Source organism: Bosea sp. NBC_00550 (assembly GCF_026020075.1).
Taxonomy (GTDB): domain Bacteria; phylum Pseudomonadota; class Alphaproteobacteria; order Rhizobiales; family Beijerinckiaceae; genus Allobosea.
The window spans coordinates 1,984,113-2,008,294 of record NZ_CP102772.1 but is presented as its reverse complement, the minus strand read 5'-3'; the positions used below and the strand labels follow the sequence as shown (position 1 = coordinate 2,008,294).

Below are 24,182 nucleotides of genomic sequence, written 5' to 3'. Positions count from 1 at the left end.
GGCGGTCGACGGGGCTAGCGACGACGTACTCTACGGTTTCGGCGCCTGAAGGGCGAGCGCAGCGGGACCTCCTCGGGGTCACCTCTCACGGAACGCACGGTCGAACTGTGAAATGAAGGGTTTGAGGATAAAGTCGAGCGGCGTTCGCTGTGCTGTCTCGATCATCGCTTCTGCTTGCATGCCGGCAATGATCCTGAGTGGCGCCAATCGAGCGAATTCCTCCGGAGGGATCGCAATTCGAAGAGCATAGTATGGTTGGCCATCTCGCTCGTCACGGGATATGTCCGCGCCAATGCGCATAATGCTGCCTCTAAGCTCGGGCGCCCTACTTTGTTGCCCGGCGAGCACCTTGATCCGTACACTTTGACCGGAAGCGATCTGGTCGATATCGGCCGGCCGCACCCTGGCATCTAGCTGAAGAGCTTCTTCGCCGGGGACGATGAGCATTGCAGTCTCTCCCGCCGGGAGCACGCCACCAATCGTGTGAACGGCCAGTTGGTGAATGACTCCTGCGCTTGGCGCTCGCAGGTCGATGTGCTCGAGCTGGAACTCCGTGGCGACCCGCCGCTCAATGAGTTCACCGTGGCGCGCTTGAACATCTCGTAGTTCTTTGATGGCATCGGCACGCTGATCCTCGCCGATTTGAATAATCTGCAACTCGATTTCCGCGATCTTACCCTCGACCTGTGCGATCTCCGCATTCAATTTGCCGCGCTGTCCTTCGATGTTGGCCTGCTCGCGCTGCAAGGTGCTCAGGCGCGTCAACTGCACGAGCTTACGGCGATAGAGGTCCTCCACGCCGGCGAGCTCATCGGCAATGATGCCCGCCTCCCGCTCCTTAGCGGCACGTTGGGCGGAGAGACCTTTGATTTCGTCAGCGAGTTGCGACATGCGTTTGCGCAACTGCGCTCGGCGCCCCTCACGCGCGACGCGGCGCACATCGAATAACTTTGCTTCTGCCGCAACGACTCGCCCGAACTCGTTGGAAGCCGCAATCATCGCGGCAAACTCGCCCGTGTTCATTTCGGGCGCGTCCTGCCGTTCCGCTTCCAGCCGTGCAAGGCGTATCGTCGCTTCGTCGATCTGCTTGGCGAGGATCTGATGGGATGACTTCACCGTCGTCGGATCGAGCCGAAGCACGACCTCTCCCGCATTGACATGTTGACCTTCGCTGACCAGTAGTGCGCCGACGACGCCTCCGTGGGGATGCTGGACCTTCTTGACATTCCCAGCAACGACAAAGCTGCCGACGGCCACCACCGCTCCGAAAAGGGTGGTGGTCATCGACCACGCGGCCGTCGTACCGAGGAATATCGCAACTGCAATGAGGCCCGCACGCTGCTGGCGACGCAGCATGTCGAGATGGCTCGGCCGATTAGATCCGGGGGCGGCTCGCATGTTCGGCGAAACCGCGTTCATGTTGAAACACGTTCTGCCATACGTGGCGACTGCTCCGAGCCATACACCGTCGGGAGTCGACGCACCATTTCGCTTTTCGGCCCGAAGGCTGAGAACTGTCCGTCCTTCAAAACCGCGATTAGATTGGTGGCTGAGAGCCCAGGCGTGCGGTGGGTAATGACGACGGCGACTCCCCCGCGTGCCCTGATGGACATGATTGCGCGCTCCAGCGCCTCATCGCCCTCGCCGTCGAGATTTGCGTTGGGCTCGTCAAGCACGACAAGGAACGGATCACCGAACAGCGCTCGTGCGAGCGCGATGCGCTGTCGCTGCCCCCCAGAAAGCCCGATTCCGCCGTCACCGATAGGGGTGTCGTAACCGCGAGGCAAGTCGAGGATGAGGTTATGGGCACCCGCCGCGCGGCCAGCAGCCACGATTGCCGCCGGGTCCGGGGCGGCCGAGAAGCGAGCGATGTTCTGGGCGATCGTGCCCTCCAACAGTTCGATGTCTTGCGGCAAGTATCCGATGTGCGCGCTGAGACGCTTGCCCCATTGATCAAGGCTCGCGCCGTCGAGCTTCAACTGACCGCGCGTCGGCCTCCAGACGTTGACGAGCACGCGTGCGAGCGCCGACTTGCCCGAGCCCGTTGGCCCGATGATGCCGAGTGCGTCGCCGCTCGCCATCTCAAACGAGACGCCCTTGAGGATGGGGCTAGTCCCGCCCGGGGGAACTACAACGAGATTACTAAGCTGCACGCGCCGTGACGGCCCCGGCAGTGGCAGCCGATCGTCGACCTCGGGAGCAAGCGCCAAGCATTCACCAAGCCGGAAGTAGCTCTCCCGTGCGGCCAGAAAACTTCGCCAATGTACGATCGCCGTCTCTATTGGAGCCAGCGCGCGCGAAGTCAGGATCGAAGCTGCCACGATCGAGCCGGCAGAAATCTCGCCGCGAATCGCAAGATAGGCGCCCAGCCCGAGAGATGCAGACTGAAGCCCGATGCGGATCATCTTCGTGGCGGTCCCTACCGTGGAGACGACATCGCTGGCGCGTAGACCGGCATCGGTCAGACGATTGCTCATAATCTGAAAGCGATTGGTCAGCGGCACGTCCATTCCGAGCGCCACTATGACCTCGGCATTTCGGCGTGTGCTTTCTATCAAGTTCTGCCGCTGAACTGCGGTCCCCGCGATCATCTTTGAGATTGAACGGTTGAGGACGTCGACGAGGAATGTAAGTCCGAGAATCACCAGGCCACTCAGAACGACGAGCAGCCCAAGCCAAGGGTGCAGAAGGAATGCGATCAAGGCGAAGAGTGGGGTGAAGGGGATGTCGAATAGGGCGGTCGGACCGAGGCTCGATAGGAAACCGCGGACTTGATCCACGTCACGAACCGGCGCCGAGGTCCGCGACTGAGTTGGAGCGCACAAAGGCATCGCTGCAACGAGGGCGTAGATTCGGGGAGCGAGAACCTCATCGAAGCGCGCACCTATACGCGCCAGCATGCGCAAGCGTTGTGCATCGAGAAATCCCTGCAAGACGATGGTGGCGAAGAGCCATAATGAAAGAGCCACGAGCGTCGGTACCGAGTGGCTCGCCAGGACCCGATCATAGACCTGGATCATGTAGATTGAACCGCTCAAATAGAGCACGCTGATGATGGCCGAAAACACCGCCACACCGGCGAACCATTTCAGGCAACCGCGCAACGCTTCCGCGACTTCGGAAGAGCTTACCGCCGCTGACTGAAAGGGAGCCATTTTAGTTCCCGCTACTCGGAGATGCCATCGGCAGTGACGACGATTGAGCAAACCACCGAAACTCTAAGTAACTCTTACCGATCAGTCCGCGATGGAAACTACCGAAAGGTAGCCGGGTTGAATCAGTTTAGGGACGCTCGCGATTCCTAGTATATATGCAGATTTTGCGTCATGCATTTCCGGACGAAACCACGATAAGTTTGTTTTTTCAATTGTTAGAATAATTATTCAAATTAAAGATTTGAGACTAGGAGGAATTCAGGTTCCGAGTGATTGGCAACATATCGACCGTCAAGAACGCGCACGCCACAACCGCGACGCCTGTTACGCCCGTAAAATCATCGGACCCATGTTCTGCAGACTCAAAGAATTCCGCAGCATCCGACACGATTGGACGAGCGGATGGAATGATTGCCGTCGCTGCCACAATGACAGCTCAATCACGGGGCGCTTAGTTTGTCATCAAAACGTACACGAGATGCATGTCGCCGCCGGATGGAGTCCGGAAGCAATTTGACCGCCGCATTGCTGATTTTGAGATGCCCATCGGCAGTAGCGGCATCCGCGCGTGACAGTTCGCCGCAGTATCGAGGGCCCAATCGCGGGTCCGGTTGCAAGCGCGATTGCTTCGGCGAGGCGTACGATCTCGAGACGTCCGTCTGTGCTCGTCATGGAGGTCAATGGCTTGGTTGCGGCTGACGCCACACCGCGCGTCGCCGGAGGGCGACAGCAAGCGCGCCTCATCTCTTGCAGTTGCGGCGCTTCTATCTGTATCGAGTATTAATGGCACCGGATAACGGAACTCCGGCCGATCCCGTATTCCGGAAGAGGGCCCTATGATGACGGAATTCAAGAACTCTGCAGTGGAGCCACCGGGGCGAAATCTCCCGGCCGCCTACCGTTATCTTTCGACCGTTGACGTTATCAAGATGACGCTCGTCCTCGTGATCCTGCTGCAGAAGATCGCGATACCCGGCACAGCCAGCGCCTTCTCCTTCTCGTTCCTGGTTATCATTGTCACCATTGCCCAACTGATGTCGCGCGGCATGCTTGTGGACATCAGGTCGCTGATGTGTTTGGGCGGTTTCCTTTCAGTGGGCGTGTTGAGCTACGCGGTCGTGGCCACCGACAAGTTCTCATTCACGTCCTTTGCGCTCGCCGCTGTCATCCAGTCTTTCCTGATCTTCCGCATAAGGCTCTCGCGAGACGACTACGACGAGCTTCTACACTTTTTTGTCAAAATCATGATAATATTGGCGTTTGTTGGAATTATTCAGTATTTTTCTCAGTTTATCGTCGGAAATCTCGCTTTTGCCCTTGATGTATATCTTCCAGATATGCTTTTGCTGAAAGGGTTCAACCTTATGAACCCACTTTATTATGGCTCTCCAACCATCAAAAGTAATGGGTTTTTCTTCCTGGAGCCATCGTTCTTCAATCAGTTTTTGGCAGTCGCATTCGTGGCCGAGTTCATTCGGAAAGCCCGCGTCGCGGTACTTGCTCTTTTTATAGTTGCGTCCGTACTTACCTATTCAGGAACGGGACTGACAATGCTCGCCCTCATTGTCCCGTACCACGCATGGCGCCAGCGGAAGTTCGGGCTCGTCGCCCTCGGCGTAGTCGGGGTCATGATCGCGATCCCTCTCGGGGGTATGCTCGAACTAAATGCCCTAACCGATCGGGTCAGTGAGTTCTCGGAAAAGCAGTCGAGCGGTTATTCGCGCTTCGTTGGCGTCATTCCGCTGTTGGAATACGCATTGCATGTGCGTGACGGCTCACTTTTTTTCGGCCGTGGTCCCGGCTCCGTGCAAGAGTATTTCCTTAAGGTGAGCTTTGGAACCTTCGACCCGACCTGGGGAAAGGTAATTTATGAATATGGCTTGGTCGGCTCTCTGTTCTATGCGTCCCTTCTCTATTTCGCGGTGGGCAAAGGGCAGCCGGGCTTGCGTTTTCCTCTCGCCTATACATATCTCGTTTTGGGCGGATACCTGCTCAATCCATTCATTACTGGGGTAATGGCGCTCCTCGTCGTATGGCCGGGGACTTCCGAGGAGGCGGCCGCGAGGGCGCCTTACCCCTCACCCGATCAATTCGAAGAGGACGGCCGCGTGCAGTTCCGCGTCCTAAAAGCTAGACCATGACTTTGGTCGGCGCCTATGTAGGCAACGATGTCGAGGCCGCTCGCCGGTTCGAAAGGGTAGTCGGCCGGCTCGACTTCATCTCTCTTTTCGTCGGCGAGGCCTCGGCAGACGACTTCATTGGATCCGTGTCCTGGATCGCCGACCTGTTCGCCGGATTCGCTAAGCCGGCTGTCTGGTCCGTTCCGCTGATCTGGGCCGGGGCGACATTGGCGGATGCGGCCGGCGGACAATGTGATAGCCGCTGGCGCGCCGCGGCGAGGATCCTGTCCCGGCATCGTCCCGACCAGGCAATCGTCTATGTCCGCACGGGCTGGGAGCAGAACGGCACTTGGATGAAATGGGCTGCGCGGAATCACGAGCGGCAATTCAATGATGCATTTCGGCGTTTCGTGGCGGTCTTCCGCTCGGTCTCGATACGTTTCAGGTTCATATGGTGTCCGAATATCGACCAGCAAGACCCGTCACCTACGTTTCCCGGAGTAGACTTCGTCGATCTCATCGGGCTCGATTTCTACCATTTCCCAAAATGGGATCCGATAGAGCCGCTCGCTTCCTGGACCCATATGGTTACGCGGCCTTACGGACTGCAGTGGCACCTCGATTTCGCTCGCAGACAAAAGAAGCCGGTCGTCTACCCAGAATGGGGCGTCTGTTCCGACAACTTCGGCGCATATATCGATTTGATGGCGGAATGGTGCAGATCGAGCGACATCTTCTTCCACAGTTATTGGGACAGCAACGCAGCCTACCCGGGCCAACTCACCTCCGGCCAGTATGCGGCGACGGCCGTAGCCTTTCGCTCTGCCTTCGGACTACACTCACGCTAACCATACCTGCGGCATTGCGGCGACGCGAGATAACTATTGCTGCAGCCTGATTGCCCTTTGGTTAGAGGTGCCATATTTCAATCAATCAAACTTGGCCTGGCAGAGAGTCTGATTACATGCGATGCGCCGTTGTGCTGGGGGCGGGAAAATACGCGGATGAACTTGCGGGGTATAGTGAGGAGGAGGGGCCGCGTCTCGAATTTGTCGAGATTGCACGGGCAACTGGCGCCGACATACTCTCGTATAGTTCCGCCGCCTCTAGACGAGGACGATGGTTCAAGATCTTGTTCGGCCGCTATCAAAAGGTCGGATCGGCTCTCAACGCAGCTCTTCTGGCCCGGCGTTATGACCGGCTCTACGTCACCGCCGAGGGTGTCGGACTGCCGCTCGCCATCTTGCTGAAACTCTCGGGTTGGAAGGGGAAGATGGCGTGCGTGTTCCACAACAGCGGATGGAAATCGAAGAAGCTCGTCCTCTCGCTTCTGGGTCACGATATATTCGCCGCGCTTATCACCGTGAATGAACTGCAGGCCAAAATTCTGACCGACGACTGCGGCATGCCGCAGGACAAGGTCATGGCCGCCTTCAACTGGGTGGATGATCGGTTTTTCCGCCCGGCGGATGAAGATACGGACTCCATAGCTGCGCCGTTCGTGATGGCATGCGGCGCGGAGAACCGCGACTACGACACGCTCGCTCGAGCAGCCGGCCGGGTGGAAGGCAAATTCGCGGTCTATGGCCACGGCTATCGCGCAGATAACGTCAGGGCGCGCGATTGTCCGCCCAATATGGAGTATATGTCCCGCGTTTCCTTCCCGGAGCTGCGAAACGCCTATGCGCGCTCGTCGATCGTCGTCGTACCGCTAAACGATGTGGACTACGCGGCCGGCGTGACGGGCATCGTCGAAGCCATGGCGGCAGGCCGGCCGATCGTCGCGACGGCGTCGCGCGGCATTCGGGAATATCTCACCGGTTTCGATCCTTGGACTGTGGTGCAGCCCGGCGATGACGAGGCAATGGCTGCTGCCTTGACCCGGTTGAATGGCGACAGGGAACTGCGCGAGCGGCTGGGACGCCAGAATCGTATCTTCGCCGAGGAGCGGTGCTCCCTCGACGGATACGTCAATCAGGTGGCGGAGCGGCTCGCGCGACACGATCCCCGTGGCGTCCAGCCCTTCACACGCTGTCTCCGTCCGAATTCGCCCACCTCCGAGGTGAGACGATGAGAGGCGTCGCAGCGGCAACCGCACGGTCTCCGGGATGCTCTATCATGTCTAACAGCGCGGAGGCGAGCGTTACCGCCGCCGATGGCGAGTACCTCGGGCAGCGCAGGGGCGGGCTCCAGATTAATGGGCCGGCTGGGCGCCATGACTAAGCCGGTGCGCATCGCCTATTTCGTACACGACGCCGCTGACCCCGCCGTGGCACGTCGTATAGCCATGCTCCGGGCGGCGAACGGAGAGATCACTCTGTTCGGCTTCAACCGGGACCGCAGTGCGCCAGATACGGTCGGCGGTATTCCCGTGATCCCGCTCGGCCGCTTTGCGGATGGCGATTTTCTGTCACGCATTCTCGCTGTGTCATGGGCAATGGCCCGTTCGCCTCGCCTCGCCGGGATGATAGGCGACGCCGACGCCATCTTGGCGCGTAACCTCGAGGCACTCACCGTAGCGGCAATGGTTCGACGGTTCGCGAAGCACAAGCCCCCGCTGACTTACGAGATCCTCGATATTCATCGGCTGCTGAGCAATCTCGGTTGGAAAGGAAAAGCGGTCCGATTGGTGGAGCGGGTGCTTCTCGGGAGGTGCTCTCTCGTCATCACGAGTTCGCCGGCCTTTGTCCGGGAGCATCTCCGTCGCTATGGCCGCCACCTGCCGGAGGTCATGTTGGTAGAAAACAAGGTACTGGATCCGAGCGGCAGATTGCCAGCACCGGCTTTTCGAGCGGCCGGGCCGCCATGGCGCGTCGGCTGGTTCGGACGCCTGCGCTGCATAAAAAGCCTGAACGCGCTGGTGGAGTTGGTACGCGCGGCAAAAGGGCTTCTCGAACTGGATCTGCGCGGCTGGATCGAACTGCCGATCCGCGACAGGTTCGACGCCGCCATAGCCTCGAGCCCGCATATCAAGTACGGCGGCCACTACAGTTATGCCGACCTACCTGCCATTTACGGCCAAGTTCACTTCGCATGGAGTGTCGATTTCTTCGAAGAGGGCCAGAACTCGACTTTGCTCTTGCCCAATCGCATCTATGAAGGCCTCGCGAACGGGGCGGTGCCCATCGCGATCGGGTCCGTCGAGACCGGGCGATGGCTCGCGCGACGCGGGATCGGGCTCGTCGGCGAGGATCTCACAGAGATCGCACGGAAGCTGGAAACGATGACGCCGAAGCACTACGACACGCTGACCGCAGCGCAGGCGCGGCTACCTGCCGCCAACTTTGTCACCGGCGAGGCTGAATGCGTCGAACTCGTCGCCCGGATGACACGCTAGCGCGCCATGTCAGTGAAGCTCGCAAGCCGTAATCTCGTCTTCTATCTCCTCAACTACGGCACCCGGTTCCTGTCTCCGGTCATCGTGACGCCAATAGTTGCCAAGACGCTGGGACCATCGGTCTTTTCCGACTACGTGGTGTGGAACGCTGTCGTCTGGATCTCCGTGCTTCTCATGGAGTTCGGCTTCTATTTGTATGCCTTGAACGCGACTGCTGCCGCGGAAAATGGGGACGAACTGGGCTCGATGGTCTCCGGCGTCCTCACCGCGAAGCTGATGTTGGCGCCATTCGCGCTGACGAGCTTCTTGGCGAGCGCTTTTGCGATGGGGCTCACGACACGCGAGCCCATTGCCGTCTCTCTGGGGCTATGCGCCGTCTTCACCTACGGATTGAACTTCGGCTGGTATTTCCAGGGCTTGCAGCGGGGCGGAGTAGCGGTGCTGATCGAGGCGGTGCCGCAGCTCACGCAGCTGTTGCTTGTGTTGGCGCTCGTGCAGGGACCGGACCAACTCTGGCGCGTGGCTGCGCTGCAGACACTGGCCGCCTTGGCGACGACAAGTTGCGGGTGGATTCTGCTACGGCGCGATCGGCTCAGGCTTCGGCTCCTGCGGAGCCGCGCGATCGGGGCAATCCGCGCGGCCGTTCCCTACTTCGCCGAGCGCGGGGCATTCACTCTTTACTCGACCGCCACCCCCATCATCATTCTGGCGCTCTCGACACCGGATCAGGTCGCGTTTTACGGCCTCGCGGAGAAGGTAAACACCGTCCTGATCGCGCTCGTCATGGCCGCCACGCCAGCGATATCCCCCCTGACCATTCGTCATGCTCGCCGCTCGCCTCCGGACTGGCGCCTGTCGGTGAAGGTAGTCACTGGAATTACGTCGATTACCATCCTCGCGGCGGTGGTGATCTTCGCTGGCATCGGCTTCGTGGTCGAGCATTTTCTCGGGGCGGTCTTTGCCGAGGCTATTGTACTCGCACGCCTGTTCTGCGTGGTTTCCGTCATCATGGCGTTTCAACTTTCCGTCTCGAACTTCATCATCCTGCCGAGCGGAAGGTCGGCGCTGTTGTTCCGCGTCGGTGGCGTCGCCCTTCTCGTCACCCTCACACTTCAGGCCCTGCTCGTTCCAAAGTACGGCGCGGCGGGCTCGGTGATCGCGCGGCTCTGTTCTGAGTTGGCCGTCGGGATAATCCTATCAGTCGTCGCATTCCGGGTCGTGCGCCGAGCTTGATTATCTATGCTCCGATGCTCAGCCATCTCGCATTTGCTCCACGCGGAGTGGCGCCTGGCTCGCGCGAGAATGCTCTGCACATCGGCCGGAGCGGTCGATCGCAGCTGTAGGAAGAAGCCATGCCGGATCGCCGTCAGTCGCGCCCTGTCCGACGCATGGTGATCCGAGCGCGCAGGTGCCTCCCGGAAACGCTAACGACGTTGGCAAGACCGGCTTCAGCCGCGCCAAGCCTGGACGAGCCGCGTTCTGAAGGAAACAGGTTGTCATCCCGGACAAGCCACAGAGTGGCGCAGATCCCAGATCGACCGCAATGCTCCCGAGCGCGATCCCGGGACGGGACCGGATGTGGCCGCGTTCCGGGGCAGATCAGCACGCTCTCGCCGGGTGGCGAGGCCGATCAGCGCGGCGCACGGCCCTGCGCGCGACTGCATGGTACGCCCCGGTCAGCGTAACCTCAGCGGGGAACTCGGGAAGGAAGTCAGGGTGCCGGTCGGCGTCGTCTCGCCGGCGACGTCAACCGCTATGGCCGTGCGCTTTCACTCGCGCGACCTGTCGCACCTCGTGGCGGAGATCCCTCTGCTGAAAGGGATCCTGAACGCTGACAGGCCCAGCGGTATCCCTCGGCCCCGAACTCATCGCGTTGCGATCGAACCCACCGACGCGGAATTCCATCAGGAGGGCGATGCCGGCCCCGGCGAAAAGGCCGCACAACAAGGTGATGGGAATCAGCATACGCAGACTGGGAAAGGCGGCCGTCTGGGGCACCAAGGCCGCCTGCGCGATCCGCACATTGGACATCTTCGCCGCCGCCAGATCAGCAGTGATCTGCTCCTCAACGATGCGCCTGCCATAGGTCTCCGCATTACTGGCAGCAATCTCGACCGCCTTCGTCAGCCGTGCGAAGGTCTCTTCTTTCTTCGACAGATCTGCCAATTCCCGGTTGATCTCGACGGCCGCAGCCTGCTGGGTCTCGCGCAGCTTAGTAGCGGCGGCGATTTCGCTGTTCACTTTCAGGAGGGCCACGAGTCCGTCTTGGTAGACCCTTACCAGCAGCAACGGGGGATCCCCATTGAAGCCTCCCTGCGGCAGGCTCGTCCGGCCGGTCGAAGACCGTTCACTGGAGGCGCCCAGAGCATCGACTAAGCCGCTGACGAATGGCGATTGGGTGACTGGTCGCAGCCGTTTGAGCTGATCGGTGAGGGCCTCTCGCTGGCCGACAGCCGAGGCCACGGCGCCGTCCGTGGCGGTGAGTGCCGACGCTAGCTCGCTAGCTCGCTTGAGTAGGTGTTGCCGTTGTTCGCTTACCGAATAAGTCTGGTTGGCTGTCACATACGCAGCCAGTTCCGCCGAAGCATTTCTGACGCTCTCATCGAACCGGCTGCGCTGCTGCTCGAAGAAGGTCACGGCCCCCGGCCTCGCCCGAAGTTCGATCTGTCGATCGATCAAGGCGGCCGCAACCGCGTCGGCAAGCCTCGCGGCGAGAATGGGATCGTCATGACGAGCGACGACCCGCAGCAAATTGGTCTTTTGCTCCGGAGTGATCCGAACGGCGCTTCTCAGAAGACGCGAAACGGCGACGGACGAAGCTTCCTGGCTCGCTGTTGAATCCAGCCGGCTGCGGATGGTGAGCGGTAAATACTGCACGATGGCTGAAGACTTGGCCTTCGGCAGGATCTTGTCCATGCCGACTATCTCGGCGGCCTTCAGCAGCACGTCGTCCGTTTCGCCTATTGCAACGAGCGACGATATCCGCTGCTCCTGCATCTGGCTGGCTTCCCACGAACCCTCCCTGACCGGATCGCCCGCATAGACCATTGTGTAGCCGTCAAATTTTGGGGGTGCCATCACGAAGAACCCAACGCCCGCAAGCACGACGGCCGTCATCGCAAGCAGCGAAGCCAACTTCCTTTTCCAAAGGATCGAGAAAAGGTGGGGAAGATCAATCAGCAACACAGACTCCCGACGTCGCAGGGACACGACCAATTACAGGGGCCCACTTTTATCCGCCCATGCGTGATCATGGTAGCAGCCGCCAGGGACGAAGCGTAGCAGATTCTTTTTAACTCCGGCGGCAAGATTAACAGGCCGGCTGGATAGACATTCCTAATGCCAACTGAGGCGCTCGATTGGCGCGTAGAATTGCCGCAGCGTGGAAAATTTATTGGGTTGTCGACTACGATTTCGCGTGAAATGGATGATCTTTCTTCGCAACTTTGCGTCCTCGAGCGGCTCTCGAGGAAATTGATCGGGGTTGTAAAACGATGATACTTGGAAATATCAAATCAATGACCATTCTATGAAGCCGCGCCGTGACCGGACGTTGCGGCTGTGGGAGTTGAATATTTATCAAGTCTTTTCAGATATCCTGAAATTTCAGAACTTGCACCTGCGCCATGACTTGCCCGGTTGATACCCTTCTTCTTCAAAAATGGCCCCCGGACGCCACGGTTGCATGGCCTGTGCTGCCTCGTCCGCCTCGCAAGCATCTCGTTTTTGAGATGGGTGACGATGCCGACGTTTCTCGACCGCCGCGGCCGGTGCCGCTGGCCGTTGCGATGGCCGCAATTGAACGCCATTCTTTCGATCGAACTGCCGCAAGGGTTTCGCGGGCTGCGACATTGGGGTCGGCCGCCCATTTGCCGAAGGAAATGGTGTGTGATGGCTCTCTTACGCTTCCGTTCACAGACCCGCGATTGCAAGACGGACGAAATCTGGCATCAGGAGATGCGGAGCAAACTCGCGGACACGCTGTCGCAAATAGAACGCGAAAGAGTCGGCGTTGCTTCGCGGCTCGACCAGGCCCGGGACCAGGCCAACGCCATCATGGGGAACGAGGACGGGATCTTCTTCGAGCGCGAACCTGACCTCGAGAAGATGCTCGGCGATGCTGAGAGGGAGATGGCCTTGGCCGCCGCAAGGCTCGACGCTCTGGCCAGGCAGCGGGCGAAATACGGAAAGTTGTTAGAACTTCTCGACAGTATCGACACTTCTCCGCCTTCGGCTACGGGCCTGGTCTGACGCAACCCGGCTCAACTCGTGTGCAATCTTGCGATCAGACGCGCCAGCAGCGCCTCGGATCGTTTCGGGCGATAAGTCTCGCGATAATTCGCGGTGGGCGTGACTGAATCGGCCAATGGCGCGATCGGCGTGAAGGACGTCGTGGGCACGACAGTCGCTCCCTGAGGGCCCGCACGATGGATCAATAGCGTCAATTCGTTGAGGTGGAGCAGGTAGTCAGGCCGCATCGGCTGCGGCTTGCCCGCCTCGAGTGCCCGGATCATCTCGGCAATGCCCAGAAGCTTGTCTTGGGCGTAGACCTGCCTGCGACGAAGCCAGCTGACAAACCTGTGCTTGAGGCTCGTGCCGACACCCTTCTCGGCCTCTACGGCATGCGATTTCCAGCGACGTACGAGCGGCAATGTCCGACCACCAATGCCGAACAGGCGGCCGATGAGCGGCTGCGTTCGCGCAGCGTATGCCTTCCTTGCCGCGAGGCTGACTCGGGAAAACCGCTCCAGAAACAGCGGCGACTGATCGTGAAAGACGTTGTCGCAGGTGATCTGCCCCTCGACGCCGATGATGCGCATGCTGTGGTCCCGCGGCGCGACCCAGGAACAGGTGACGCGCGCCGTCAGTCCGTTAGCAAAGGTCAGGCAGGCCACCGAAAGATCGGGCGTATCGGGGGGGGCCAGCGGAGTCTCAGTCTTACGTGCGACGAGGTGCGAAGCGACGGCCGTGACTGAGGTCGCAGGGCCGAACATCGCGCAGATCCAGGCGAGGTGATAGCCGACGTGCTCGATCGTGCATCCTTCCTGAAGTTCCTCGACGTAAGGAAACGGCGCGCCGGTCGGACTCCGCACGCTCTCCAGCTTCATTAGATGGGCCGGATTGTCGTCGAGTTCCGCATAGATCAAGACCGGCTTGCCGATCGCTCCGTCGGTAACCGCCTTCCACATCGTCATGACGGCATCTGAATAAAGGTTGCACGGAGCGCCGGTGAAGACGAGTTGCTTCGAGGCCGCTAGATCGAAGAGCTCGCGGGTCCACTCCAGTTCTGTTGTCAGCGGCTTCTCAGAGTAGACGTGTTTGCCCGCCAGCAGAGCGCGTCTGATGACCTCTTGATGCGATCGAATGCTGGTGAGATTGACGATGATGTCGACGCTCTCGTCTGCCAACATCTCGTCATAGCTGGCATAAGCCCTAAAGCCATAGTGACGCGACACAAGCTGCAGGCGGGCTGCATCGATGTCAAAAATTCCCCCTATGGTCAGCTCCGGATAGGCCCAGAGGGTCCGCATGTAAATGTCGAAGACGTAACCACAGCCGACGAAAGCGATCTTCATGCATTCCTCTTGCTGAGGCCGTCTTGGGAAAGAATATCGGCTCGGATGCGGCTCATCGTTCGAGCAACCGCCAGGGAATCGTCAAGCGGCATCACGGCGCTCTCGGTTCGGCCGGCCTCGACGCAGCGCCTCACTTCGTCAGCTTCGTAATGGTATCCGTTCCCCCGATAATGGTACGCCGAAGCGCGCCCTCTGCTGCGTGTGGAGCGCCCCGCCATCTGCGCTAGCCGATGGACGAATGGATGCTGCTGCAGCCTGGCCCGGAGACCGAATTGTGCACTGCTCCATCGCAAGGGCTCCTCCCGCGTGACGGTTAGGCCGTAAGGTCGTACGAGAGAACCCTCGACGGCGAGCATGCCGTGCTCGCCTAGCACGTGAAAGGTGTCCGGCGCCCAGCTGCGAAGGCTGACGAAGAAGGACCCGGTCACGCCGCTCGCATAGCGCAGCTGGAAGGCGGCATCTTCGTCGACCCCGGTCGAGCCGATGGTGCCGGTCGCCTGGACCGCAGTCGATGTCCCGAACAGCAAATGTCCCAAGGATAGCGGATAGGCGCCGAGATGAAGCGTCGCCCCGCCGCCCCGCGCCGGGTCGAACATCCCATTCCTCTCCTCAGGAAGCTGCGACGTGCCGAAATTCCCCGTTACGAACCGCGGACGGCCAATCGCGCCTTCGGCAATCTTCTGTCGCAGAGCTTGAACCGCGGGCAGGAACCGGGTCCACATTGCTTCCATCGCGAAGACCGAGCGATCACGGGCCGTCTGGACGATAGAGCTCGCATCCGCGTCGCTGGACCCGAAGGGCTTTTCCACTAAGACGGGTATTCCAGCCTCAAGGCAAAGCTGCGCGTGAGCCGCGTGCTCCGATGGGGGCGTTGCTACGTAAATCGCGTCGACACCACCTTGCCCGGCCGCCTCAGCGTAACCTTCGATCGCCCTCGGGATTCCGAGTTCCGTCGCGAAACGGCGTGCGGTCTCAGCTGAGCGCGATGCAATGAATTCTGGTCTTGCTGCGGTAGCAGAGGCCAGCCCCGCCACGAACTTTGCAGAAATCGCCCCGGTTCCGAAAATACCCCAACGAAACTGTTTCACCCCGCGCCCTTCGGAACCGATTGTCTTGTTGCAGCCGAAGGCATCATATTACTCTTCGGAACACAAGGTCGGACACGTTTGGGATGCGACACGCTGCGTGAGTGAGAGCGCTTGCCCAGCTCGATCGGAGGCGGGCTCCGGCACTTCCATTGACAAGGATGGGCTTTGTCCAGCCCGTCATGCCAGGCTCGCCCTCATCAATGTGCGCCGCCGCGAGCCCAATGCCGGACAGCACCGGATGTCGATTGAACGTCCAAATTCCCTTCGCAGATCGCAGAATACAAACGTCAGATGATGACGAAATCGCTTGAGCGAAGGGCAAGCCCGGATTGCAGCTGTGCGAACTCAAGCGCCTGGTTCGGCCCGTTGCCATCCTGATCGTAGCTCAACTGCCCGGTCAATGGGTCGTAGAGGATACGCTGCGATGCCGTGGCCGATTCGCTGCTGCTCGCAAACGCGCCCGAATTAAGTGGTCCCAGGTTACCACCACTGAAGAAAATCGCCTTGCTCAAATAAATCAGATCATCGGTGGGATCGAAATCGGTGATGCGATCGACGTTGTTGAGCGGATCCAGCTTGGTATCGAATATAAACCTATCGCTGCCTCCGCTGCCTGTGTGCCAATCGTTCCCATCCATGCCGTAGAACGTATCGTTGCCGGTGGTACCGGTGATAGTGTTCGAGCCGCCGTTTCCGATACCCGTCGATCCCGCTGCCATGAGCTGGATATTCTCGACATGCTCGGGGAGGGAATACGACGCCAACCAGGACTGGACCGTATCGACACCCTCGTTGAATCGTTCGATGACCGTGATGCCGTCGCCGACGATGTAATGGTCGTCGCCCTGTCCGCCCATGAGCACATCCGTGCCACCGCCGCTGGTCAGGCCCTCATTGGCGGAGGTCCCTACGAGCGTCTCGTTCAGCCGGGTACCGATGACCCATTGGCTGGCCGGCTGGCCGGCCGGCGGTTGATCGGGGAGTTGGAAGTCATCCGCTGTGAAGTTGCCGACCAAACGGTCCCGAAAGACCAGTCTCTCATTGGTATCGAGCGCGAGATAAACGTCCGCGCCGTGCTGGGACAAATTGTTCTTGACCTCCCTGAAGCTGCCGAATGCGAACCCGTCCAGTCGGACGACGTCGCCGGGCGAAAAATCCTTAATGATGTCGGAGCCATCGCCCTTGGAGATCGCGAAGATGTCATCGCCGCTGCCGCCGGTCAGTACATCGTTGCCCTTGCCGCCGACCAACAGGTTCGCACCGCTGTTTCCCGTAATGATGTTGGCATTCCAGTTGCCGGTCGCATCGATGTCCGAGCCTCCGGTCAGCACTAGGTTCTCGACGTTGACCGGAAGCGCTAACGTTGCGCTGCTGCGAACGGTGTCGATTCCCTCTCCGAGATTCTCAACGACGGCGGTTCCCGTCAGGGTTACAATGTAGGTGTCGTCACCGAGGCCACCGACGAGCTTGTCGGCGCCACCATTGCCCACGAGTTGCTCATTCTCTGCCGTTCCCAACAATGTCTCAGCAGCGGCGGTCCCGGAGAGGGTGCGCGTCTGCGTCGCGCTCTGTCTGAGCGTGTAGCCCTCGAGTGTGTATTCCGTCAGCTGATATGCGTTGATTGAGTCGATGTTGACCTGTGCTGTCGCGCCCGCGTCGGGTGATCCAGGCCAGTGGCCTCCCATCGCAAGATTGGCTAGCATATACATCGGGCCGCTCATGTCGTCAGGCGTAGCGTATTGGGCAGTAGGCTTGTCGTCGATGTAGATATCGATGCCGTATGGCGTCCATTTCGCGCCGAAGGTGTGAGCACCAGCAGCGAGGTCATCCACCCCCTGCCATGACATCTGTCCGTTGGAAACGCCGGAATGCACTGCAGAACTCAGCGTATCTGAGTTGCGTCCCAGATACTCAAATATGTCAAGTTCGGGCGGCCATGACCCGTCCGCCGGCAGTAGCCAGAAAGCTGGCCATGCGCCCCTAATCTCCGGAAGGGTCGCGGTTATCTCGAAATACCCGTATGTCTGACTGAAACTGTTCTGTGTCGTGATCAGGCCGGAACTCCATCCATAATTGCCGACATACTGCTGGTTCTGCGAGGAGAACGGCATGGCGGTTATGACAAGGCTGCCGTCTTCGATGGTGAACGGGTTCAACCCGAGGGAGCGACCAGCATTGCTCTCGGCGAGTCCCGAAAAGGCGGGATCCACATAGAGTTGCTGCTCGCCATTCCCCACCATCGTGTAGGCGTCTATGCCACCGTTGGCATAACGCGTGGACCACGTTCCCTGACCACTGGCGTATGTCGAGAAACTGTCGAAATCATCGCGGAAGGTCTGGGTGAACCCAGTCTTGTCCAAGGGCAGCCAGAAATTGTCCGCGGTCAGGCTGCTCCGCGTAACGCCTTTAAGCGTCACCATCTGCCCTTCCCCTAGGTCGAGAACGGTATCGGTACCAACCTGGCTCATTCTCTTCGAGACGTCGGCAAAGTTCTGAATAGCCAGGTCGTCCAAGCGTATCGCGTCTCTGCTGTCGCCCAAAGCGTTGAAATCGGAAACGATGTCTCGTCCGTCTCCGTTCCGGAAGATGAAAACGTCGTGTCCGCCGCCACCGGCCAGGATATCGTTCCCCCCCGCTCCGATGATCTGATTATTCGCAGCGTTGCCGGTGAGAATGTTGTTGAGATCGTTTCCTTTTGCCCAACTGTCGCTCTCATCCCTGAGGATCAGGTTCTCGACATTGTCGGGCAGCACAATGCCTTCGCCAGTCCAGCTCTCGATGGTATCGACTCCGTCGCCCGCGTTCTCTCGCACGACATTGCTGATGCTCCACATAAGGTAGGTGTCGTCGCCCGCTCCGCCGGCCAACTCCGCTCCGGGCGGGCCGCCAGCGATCTGGTCGTTCCTAGTGCTTCCCACCGTAAGACCACTCGCATTGGAAGCACTGATCCAGTTGACCGGATTGCCGGACATTGCCGCAGCAGGCACTGGCAATGCCGAACTTAGGAAGGTGAAGTTCTGCGCCGAGAGATCCTGCAGCTTGGTGTTTTTGAGGGTGACGGCGTCGGTTTCGGAGAGGTAGATGGCGACGTCAGCCCCGATCTGCCCCATCTTCGACTGCAGATCGGAGAATTTCGCGTAGACGTATTGCTCCAGTCGTAGGGTATCGGAGCCAGTGCCCTTGGCGGTGAAATCCGTGATCACGTCGAAGCCGTCCCCGGCCTTCATGACGAACGTATCGGAACCGCCCCCACTCGTGAGGAAGTCATTGCCCCTGCCGCCCGCCAGGATGTTACTGCCGGAATTGCCGATAATCAGGTTGTCCAGTTCATTGCCGGTCCCGTTGAGGTTGCTGGAGCCTTGAAGGACCAGGTTCTCAACGGACTGGCCGGCTGCCAGGAAATAGTTTGCCGCCCAGCTCTGGACGGTATCCGTGCCCTCACCGGCGTTCTCGACGATGCTTTGGGACGCATCTCCGACCATATAGATATCGTCGCCCTTGCCCCCCACCAAGGTGACCTTCAGCGCGTTGGTCGAAAGCGTATCGTTGCCGGCAGTACCGTTCAGCGTTGCTCCGGCGACCGCCATGCTGAACCAGTTCCGCGAAGCGCCGGACTGGGCCAACGTCTGATCCAAGGCGACATTGTCGAATGTGAGACTGGAGGCCGTGACGTTCCTGAGGGTGAGCACCTCGCCGTTGCCGAGCGTGATCTGGGTGTCGGCACCGACCTGTTTGATTGCCGCCTGAAGACTCGCGAAGTTGGTGAAGCCGTAATTGGACAGACGAAGCACGTCGCCGCCGGCGCGCGTCGCGAAGTCGTTGATCATGTCGGAGCCGTCGCCCCTGGTGAAATCGAACAGGTCGCTGCCGGCGCCGCCGGTTAGCGTGTCATTTCCCAAACCGCCCGTAATCGCGTCGGCCTTGTCGCCGCCGGTCAAACTATCGGACCCGGATGTCCCGCGCAGGATCATCGAACTGCTTGTTGCACCAAATGTGAAGTTCTGCGCCGAGAGATCCTGCAGCTTGGTGTTTTTGAGGGTGACGGCGTCGGTTTCGGAGAGGTAGATGGCGACGTCAGCCCCGATCTGCCCCATCTTCGACTGCAGATCGGAGAATTTCGCGTAGACGTATTGCTCCAGTCGTAGGGTATCGGAGCCAGTGCCCTTGGCGGTGAAATCCGTGATCACGTCGAAGCCGTCCCCGGCCTTCATGACGAACGTATCGGAACCGCCCCCACTCGTGAGGAAGTCATTGCCCCTGCCGCCCGCCAGGATGTTACTGCCGGAATTGCCGATAATCAGGTTGTCCAGTTCATTGCCGGTCCCGTTGAGGTTGCTGGAGCCTTGAAGGACCAGGTTCTCAACGGACTGGCCGGCTGCCAGGAAATAGTTTGCCGCCCAGCTCTGGACGGTATCCGTGCCCTCACCGGCGTTCTCGACGATGCTTTGGGACGCATCTCCGACCATATAGATATCGTCGCCCTTGCCCCCCACCAAGGTGACCTTCAGCGCGTTGGTCGAAAGCGTATCGTTGCCGGCAGTACCGTTCAGCGTTGCTCCGGCGACCGCCATGCTGAACCAGTTCCGCGAAGCGCCGGACTGGGCCAACGTCTGATCCAAGGCGACATTGTCGAATGTGAGACTGGAGGCCGTGACGTTCCTGAGGGTGAGCACCTCGCCGTTGCCGAGCGTGATCTGGGTGTCGGCACCGACCTGTTTGATTGCCGCCTGAAGACTCGCGAAGTTGGTGAAGCCGTAATTGGACAGACGAAGCACGTCGCCGCCGGCGCGCGTCGCGAAGTCGTTGATCATGTCGGAGCCGTCGCCCCTGGTGAAATCGAACAGGTCGCTGCCGGCGCCGCCGGTTAGCGTGTCATTTCCCAAACCGCCCGTAATCGCGTCGGCCTTGTCGCCGCCGGTCAAACTATCGGACCCGGATGTCCCGCGCAGGATCATCTGATTCACAGGTTCGGTAGTCGAGGCCATCGTGTTGGCTCCCTTATACGGATGACTAAAGATCTACCACTCAACTAGTTTAGAAATCATTATTAATAATATAGAATTTTCTCTATTTTATTAGGAGGCCTGCAGCGCAAAAACTATCAAATGGAGAGGATAAAACATAGTAATTGTATTGATAATTCTGAAGCAAAAAACCTCTTCTCGCACACCGTTGGCCTAGAAGAACTTATTGATAACAATGGTCCTAGAAACGGTAACAGGTCGACCTGACCGTCTATGGCACCGAGGCTCGATATACTCGTGACCTTCCGAGTAAAATTTCTTCTGAGTAGCGTTTGGTAGAAATTCACCATTTGGGCGCCCCGACGACGAGTGACGCTGGATAGATGTTGCAAACGACCAGGCAAATCAGTTCGAAAGCGACTTGCAAGGGGAGAGCCGTCCATAGAGATAATAGGTGGACGTCGTCACGCTGATGGCCCGGATCGCTTCCAAGACCGGACGCCCTTGGGACAACAGCACGTCGACCTCCGCAGCTTCGCGACGATCTCTTCGGGCTTGTGTTTATTCTGCGGCATAATCGGCATCCTCCAAGGCTCGAAGCCTACTTCAGGGAGGGCCACTTAGCGTGATCACAGGTGGCGCATCTCGCTGAGCGCAGGGCGGTGCACCAGACTGGTCATCCAGCAACCGTCGGCCCAAGCCGACGAGGAAGGGAGAACCATCAGAGACCAGCCGGAACGGCCGCATCTAGCAAGGGAACAGGATGACGAGGAAGCACCTCTACGAGGCGGCCACGACACTCTTGACGCGAAAACTGCGCTTCTCGACGCCGAAGGTGCGGGGCTGAAGCTCGTGAAGGTGTCGGCCTTCAAGAAGGCGCGGATCGCCGTTGCCCGGACGAGCGCCGTGATACTCCGCGCGATGTGGAAAACACATACCCCCTTCCGCTAGTGCTCCGCAGCCACATGACCGCACACACGTTGCTCGGCTGACTGTACGGATGCGTCCCCGCCGGGACGTATGGCCCGGATCAGGCGGTCCATGAAAATGCAGTGCCTTCGACGGCAACTGCGAGGGCCACTTTGGTCGATCCAACCATTCTGACGCCAACATGCGGCGATCCATAGAGATCGACCACGGAGAGAACCATGAACCCGGCGTACGCGGCCTTCAATCAGTCGACTTGACCAGCGCGATTAGAGAACTTTTCAGGCGGCACGCCAGTATCCGTCGGCAGATGCGGCTCAATCCGTGCGAATTGCGCGTCTGTTAGCTAGTAACAATCTTGATCCATCCGTGCCTCCGCGCGGAAGCCGTGAATCACGCCGAGCCGCCGATGCCCACTACTTTATCGGTCTGCCCTAGACCCGCGAGAGCGGGCTGTCAGGCGCGTTCTATATAGTTTTACCAATAGGCGGATGCCTATGCCTTGTCGGCTAAGCCACCTGTCCAAAAAGGGGGTGCAATCCAGCTTGCAGGTCGCGATGAACAGCCCGGTGCTGCAGGCGGTGATCGAAGTCGACGAGGATCAGTATATCGTCGTCGTTTCCGCCCACCAGCGTCTCCGGCACTTGCTGTCGTTGCATTTGTTACTTTTCAAAGGCCCGAGGGACCTTAACTCGCACATCTCGACGAATCTCTTAGCGCTTCATTAGCGGTTCATCGCCATAACGCCCCGTTACCTAACCGACCGTCTCCGTCGCCATTCCGGTTTCACGCAAGGTGCCCGATGACCATCGCGTTCGTCATTTGCATCGTTCTGTTCAGCGGGATCGCGGGCTTCCTGGCGCATCAGTGGGCCCGCTCGGGCAAGGAAACGGGTTTCGGCGCACTCACCGCCTTGACCGACGACCCGCGCTCCTTCTGAGCCGACGGCTCGACGGGTTCCACGAACGCCTCCTGAACCGGAGTCGAAGGCCGCGTCAGATGCCAGCGAGCGATAGCCGAGAGGAAACCGAGTCCCCAAGACACATGCATGACGACCAGAGCGACCGGAACCCAGAGCGTGCAGAGTGTGGGGTTGCGGCTCAGCGCTGAAACGGTGGCACCCGCGAGCAGGGCCCCGTATGCCCCGAGTGGCAGCAGCATGATCGGTGAAACGAGCAGCGCTACCGGGAAGCTGGCTAGAAGGTAGAGCGTGAGCAAGACCGGGATCAACTGCCTCAGCTTCGGTCTGACTCTATGCTTCCACATGGTGCGGAAACGTCCAGCACCGTACTTGAAATACTGCCGCGCCAGCGCAAACGGGGATGACCTCGGGAAGTATCGGACGTCCGCTTCGACGGAAAGCCAGATTCGCCCGCCCTTCAGCATCAGGCGGTGGTCGAATTCGGCATCTTCGTTGGTCGCGAACGTCTCATCATATCCACCCAGATCGAGGAACGTTCTTCGCCTAAACGCCGCGTGATGGCCGTGATCGACGACCTTCGATTCCGCGCCGATCCTGTGCGCCGAACCACCCGTCCCCGCTGCCGTGTTCGACACCATCGCCACTGCGCGCTGGAAGCACCCCTCGCCAACGGTGACCATCCGAACGACCACGCTGTGCAGTTCCGGACGCCCCATCTCGGTCAACAACGTCTTTACGAAGTCATTCCCGTATGCAGCGTGAGAATCCATACGGATGAGGACCTCCGATTGGGGGCTGGACGCCTTCGCCGCGATGTTCACGCCGATCGCCTGGATCCGACCATGATTGCTGATGAGCAGAATTCTGCGATCGCGCGCCTCGAACGCCCTGACGATTTCCTGCGTGCCGTCGGTGCTGCCCCCATCCGACACGAAAATCTCGGTAACCTCGGGTGGGGCAAAATCGATCAATTGCTGAAGGAGCGCGCCAATGTGCCGGCTCTCGTTCAGGGTCGGGACGATGATTGAGGCCCGTGGGAGCGTCTTTGCCTTAGCCGCATTGATGTCGCTCGGCGGAAGAGGCTGTCGCCTTAGTGTGGCCATGTGGTCCCCACAATTTAATTCCTCGTTAACCGGCCATCTGCCAGGAAAGGACGAGGCGTATCCGCTCGCTGCAATCCGATCTTTCCGGACTTCGCGGTCATCTCAGGTCCAGAAGGAACAGTGAGCGCCCGGCGGAGAAACGGAGGAATGTGATGCGTGGCCTGATAATCGGATACCCATTGTCCATTGGCATCTGGCTCGGTCTTGGCTACGCCGCATGGTGCCTGTTCTGTCGGTGAAGATCAGGACGCCCCTTCACCCGATAAGACCGCTCGGAACGTTCTCGCGATGATCACGACGTCCCCCCTAATCGACTGATTGATCACGTATTCGACGTCGTGCCGCACTCGCATGTCGTAGGTGGTCGCGTCGGTCCGACTGACCTGCCAGAGTCCGGTGAGTCCAGGACGGGCGCGCTTGTAGAGTTCGGCGGCTACTCCATATCGGTCGAGTTCGGTCGCCGTCACCGGACGGGGGCCAACCACACTCATCTGACCCCTTATGATGTTGAAGAGCTGCGGTAGCTCGTCGAGGCTTGACCTCCGAAGTGTACGACCCAATGTCGAAATTCGCGGATCGTTCTTGAGCTTGTGCGTTCGCGCCCATTCCCTCGCGGCTCCGGCATCGTTTTCCAGCAAATCCCGGAGCCGTTGGGCGGAGTCAATGGACATGGTCCTGAACTTTAGGCAGCCGAACTCGCGCCCGGCATGTCCAACACGGCGATGACTGTAAAACGCCGGCCCTCCTTCGAAGATCTTAAGCGCGGCGAAGATCAGGAGCATGAGGGGCGCAAGGACGAGGAGCGATACGCAAGCAAACGAGATGTCGAATATGCGTTTCGGGCGATCACCGATCGGATCGACTGGGCGAGGCACCTCCGTTTCCGCGAGTTCGATAACTCGCGAATTGGGCGGCGTTGAACTGTGGCTCACTATCCAACCCCCTGAATATTAGTACTCACGGACCTTCATAAGAAGCCCGTAAAATCTC

Annotated in this window: 14 protein-coding genes and 1 pseudogene; 6 read left to right on the top strand and 9 right to left on the bottom strand. The window is 59.5% G+C overall.

Annotated features, from left to right (window positions below; all coding sequences use genetic code 11):
• Positions 1 to 78: 78 nt before the first annotated feature.
• Positions 79 to 1,356 carry an HlyD family type I secretion periplasmic adaptor subunit gene (locus NWE53_RS09545; protein ID WP_265054079.1) on the bottom strand — a complete coding sequence of 426 codons (1,278 nt, stop codon included), beginning with the start codon at positions 1,354 to 1,356 and terminating at the stop codon, positions 79 to 81.
• Between the two features lie 59 nt (positions 1,357 to 1,415).
• Complete coding sequence (locus NWE53_RS09540) at positions 1,416 to 3,155, bottom strand: type I secretion system permease/ATPase (RefSeq protein WP_265054078.1); 1,740 nt, start codon at positions 3,153 to 3,155, stop codon at positions 1,416 to 1,418.
• A gap of 836 nt (positions 3,156 to 3,991) precedes the next feature.
• Between NWE53_RS09540 and NWE53_RS09535 the strand changes: the two genes are divergently transcribed.
• The 5 genes from NWE53_RS09535 to NWE53_RS09515 all read left to right on the top strand — a co-directional run bounded on the left by NWE53_RS09535 (position 3,992) and on the right by NWE53_RS09515 (position 9,845).
• On the top strand, positions 3,992 to 5,296 hold the full coding sequence (locus tag NWE53_RS09535) for a hypothetical protein (RefSeq protein ID WP_265054077.1): 1,305 nt from the start codon (positions 3,992 to 3,994) through the stop codon (positions 5,294 to 5,296).
• Positions 5,293 to 6,123: a glycosyl hydrolase gene (locus tag NWE53_RS09530; RefSeq protein WP_265054076.1), complete on the top strand. Its 831-nt coding sequence runs from the start codon at positions 5,293 to 5,295 to the stop codon at positions 6,121 to 6,123. Before NWE53_RS09535 ends, NWE53_RS09530 begins: the two co-directional genes overlap by 4 nt.
• A 284-nt stretch (positions 6,124 to 6,407) precedes the next feature.
• Complete coding sequence (locus NWE53_RS09525; RefSeq protein WP_265054075.1) at positions 6,408 to 7,349, top strand: glycosyltransferase family 4 protein; 942 nt, start codon at positions 6,408 to 6,410, stop codon at positions 7,347 to 7,349.
• A 141-nt stretch (positions 7,350 to 7,490) separates the two neighbouring features.
• A complete protein-coding gene (locus tag NWE53_RS09520) occupies positions 7,491 to 8,612 on the top strand; it encodes a glycosyltransferase (RefSeq protein ID WP_265054074.1) in 1,122 nt (373 codons plus the stop codon).
• 6 nt (positions 8,613 to 8,618) lie between these two features.
• Entirely contained in the window at positions 8,619 to 9,845 is a 1,227-nt protein-coding gene (locus NWE53_RS09515; RefSeq protein ID WP_265054073.1) for a lipopolysaccharide biosynthesis protein, read from the top strand.
• Between the two features lie 513 nt (positions 9,846 to 10,358).
• On the opposite strand, the gene NWE53_RS09510 is transcribed toward NWE53_RS09515, so the two are convergent.
• On the bottom strand, positions 10,359 to 11,795 hold the full coding sequence (locus NWE53_RS09510; RefSeq protein ID WP_265054072.1) for a GumC family protein: 1,437 nt from the start codon (positions 11,793 to 11,795) through the stop codon (positions 10,359 to 10,361).
• Between the two features lie 558 nt (positions 11,796 to 12,353).
• Between NWE53_RS09510 and NWE53_RS09505 the strand changes: the two genes are divergently transcribed.
• Entirely contained in the window at positions 12,354 to 12,863 is a 510-nt protein-coding gene (locus NWE53_RS09505) for a hypothetical protein (protein WP_265054071.1), read from the top strand.
• An 11-nt stretch (positions 12,864 to 12,874) separates the two neighbouring features.
• Here the strand turns inward: NWE53_RS09505 and NWE53_RS09500 are convergent, their stop codons facing one another.
• From NWE53_RS09500 to NWE53_RS09475, 6 genes and pseudogenes are all read right to left on the bottom strand, one after another.
• Entirely contained in the window at positions 12,875 to 14,188 is a 1,314-nt protein-coding gene (locus NWE53_RS09500) for a Gfo/Idh/MocA family protein (RefSeq protein ID WP_265054070.1), read from the bottom strand.
• Positions 14,185 to 15,276 (bottom strand): Gfo/Idh/MocA family protein, encoded by a 1,092-nt coding sequence (locus NWE53_RS09495; RefSeq protein ID WP_265054069.1) that lies wholly within the window; start codon positions 15,274 to 15,276, stop codon positions 14,185 to 14,187. The genes NWE53_RS09500 and NWE53_RS09495 overlap by 4 nt, the downstream gene beginning before the upstream one ends.
• A 287-nt stretch (positions 15,277 to 15,563) precedes the next feature.
• Positions 15,564 to 20,261 (bottom strand): family 16 glycosylhydrolase, encoded by a 4,698-nt coding sequence (locus NWE53_RS09490; RefSeq protein WP_265054068.1) that lies wholly within the window; start codon positions 20,259 to 20,261, stop codon positions 15,564 to 15,566.
• A 426-nt stretch (positions 20,262 to 20,687) separates the two neighbouring features.
• Positions 20,688 to 20,815, bottom strand: a pseudogene (locus tag NWE53_RS09485) (IS3 family transposase); the annotation flags it as partial.
• 1,216 nt (positions 20,816 to 22,031) lie between these two features.
• Positions 22,032 to 23,192 carry a glycosyltransferase family 2 protein gene (locus tag NWE53_RS09480; protein WP_265054067.1) on the bottom strand — a complete coding sequence of 387 codons (1,161 nt, stop codon included), beginning with the start codon at positions 23,190 to 23,192 and terminating at the stop codon, positions 22,032 to 22,034.
• Between the two features lie 242 nt (positions 23,193 to 23,434).
• Entirely contained in the window at positions 23,435 to 24,124 is a 690-nt protein-coding gene (locus tag NWE53_RS09475) for a sugar transferase (protein ID WP_265054066.1), read from the bottom strand.
• Positions 24,125 to 24,182: the final 58 nt, after the last annotated feature.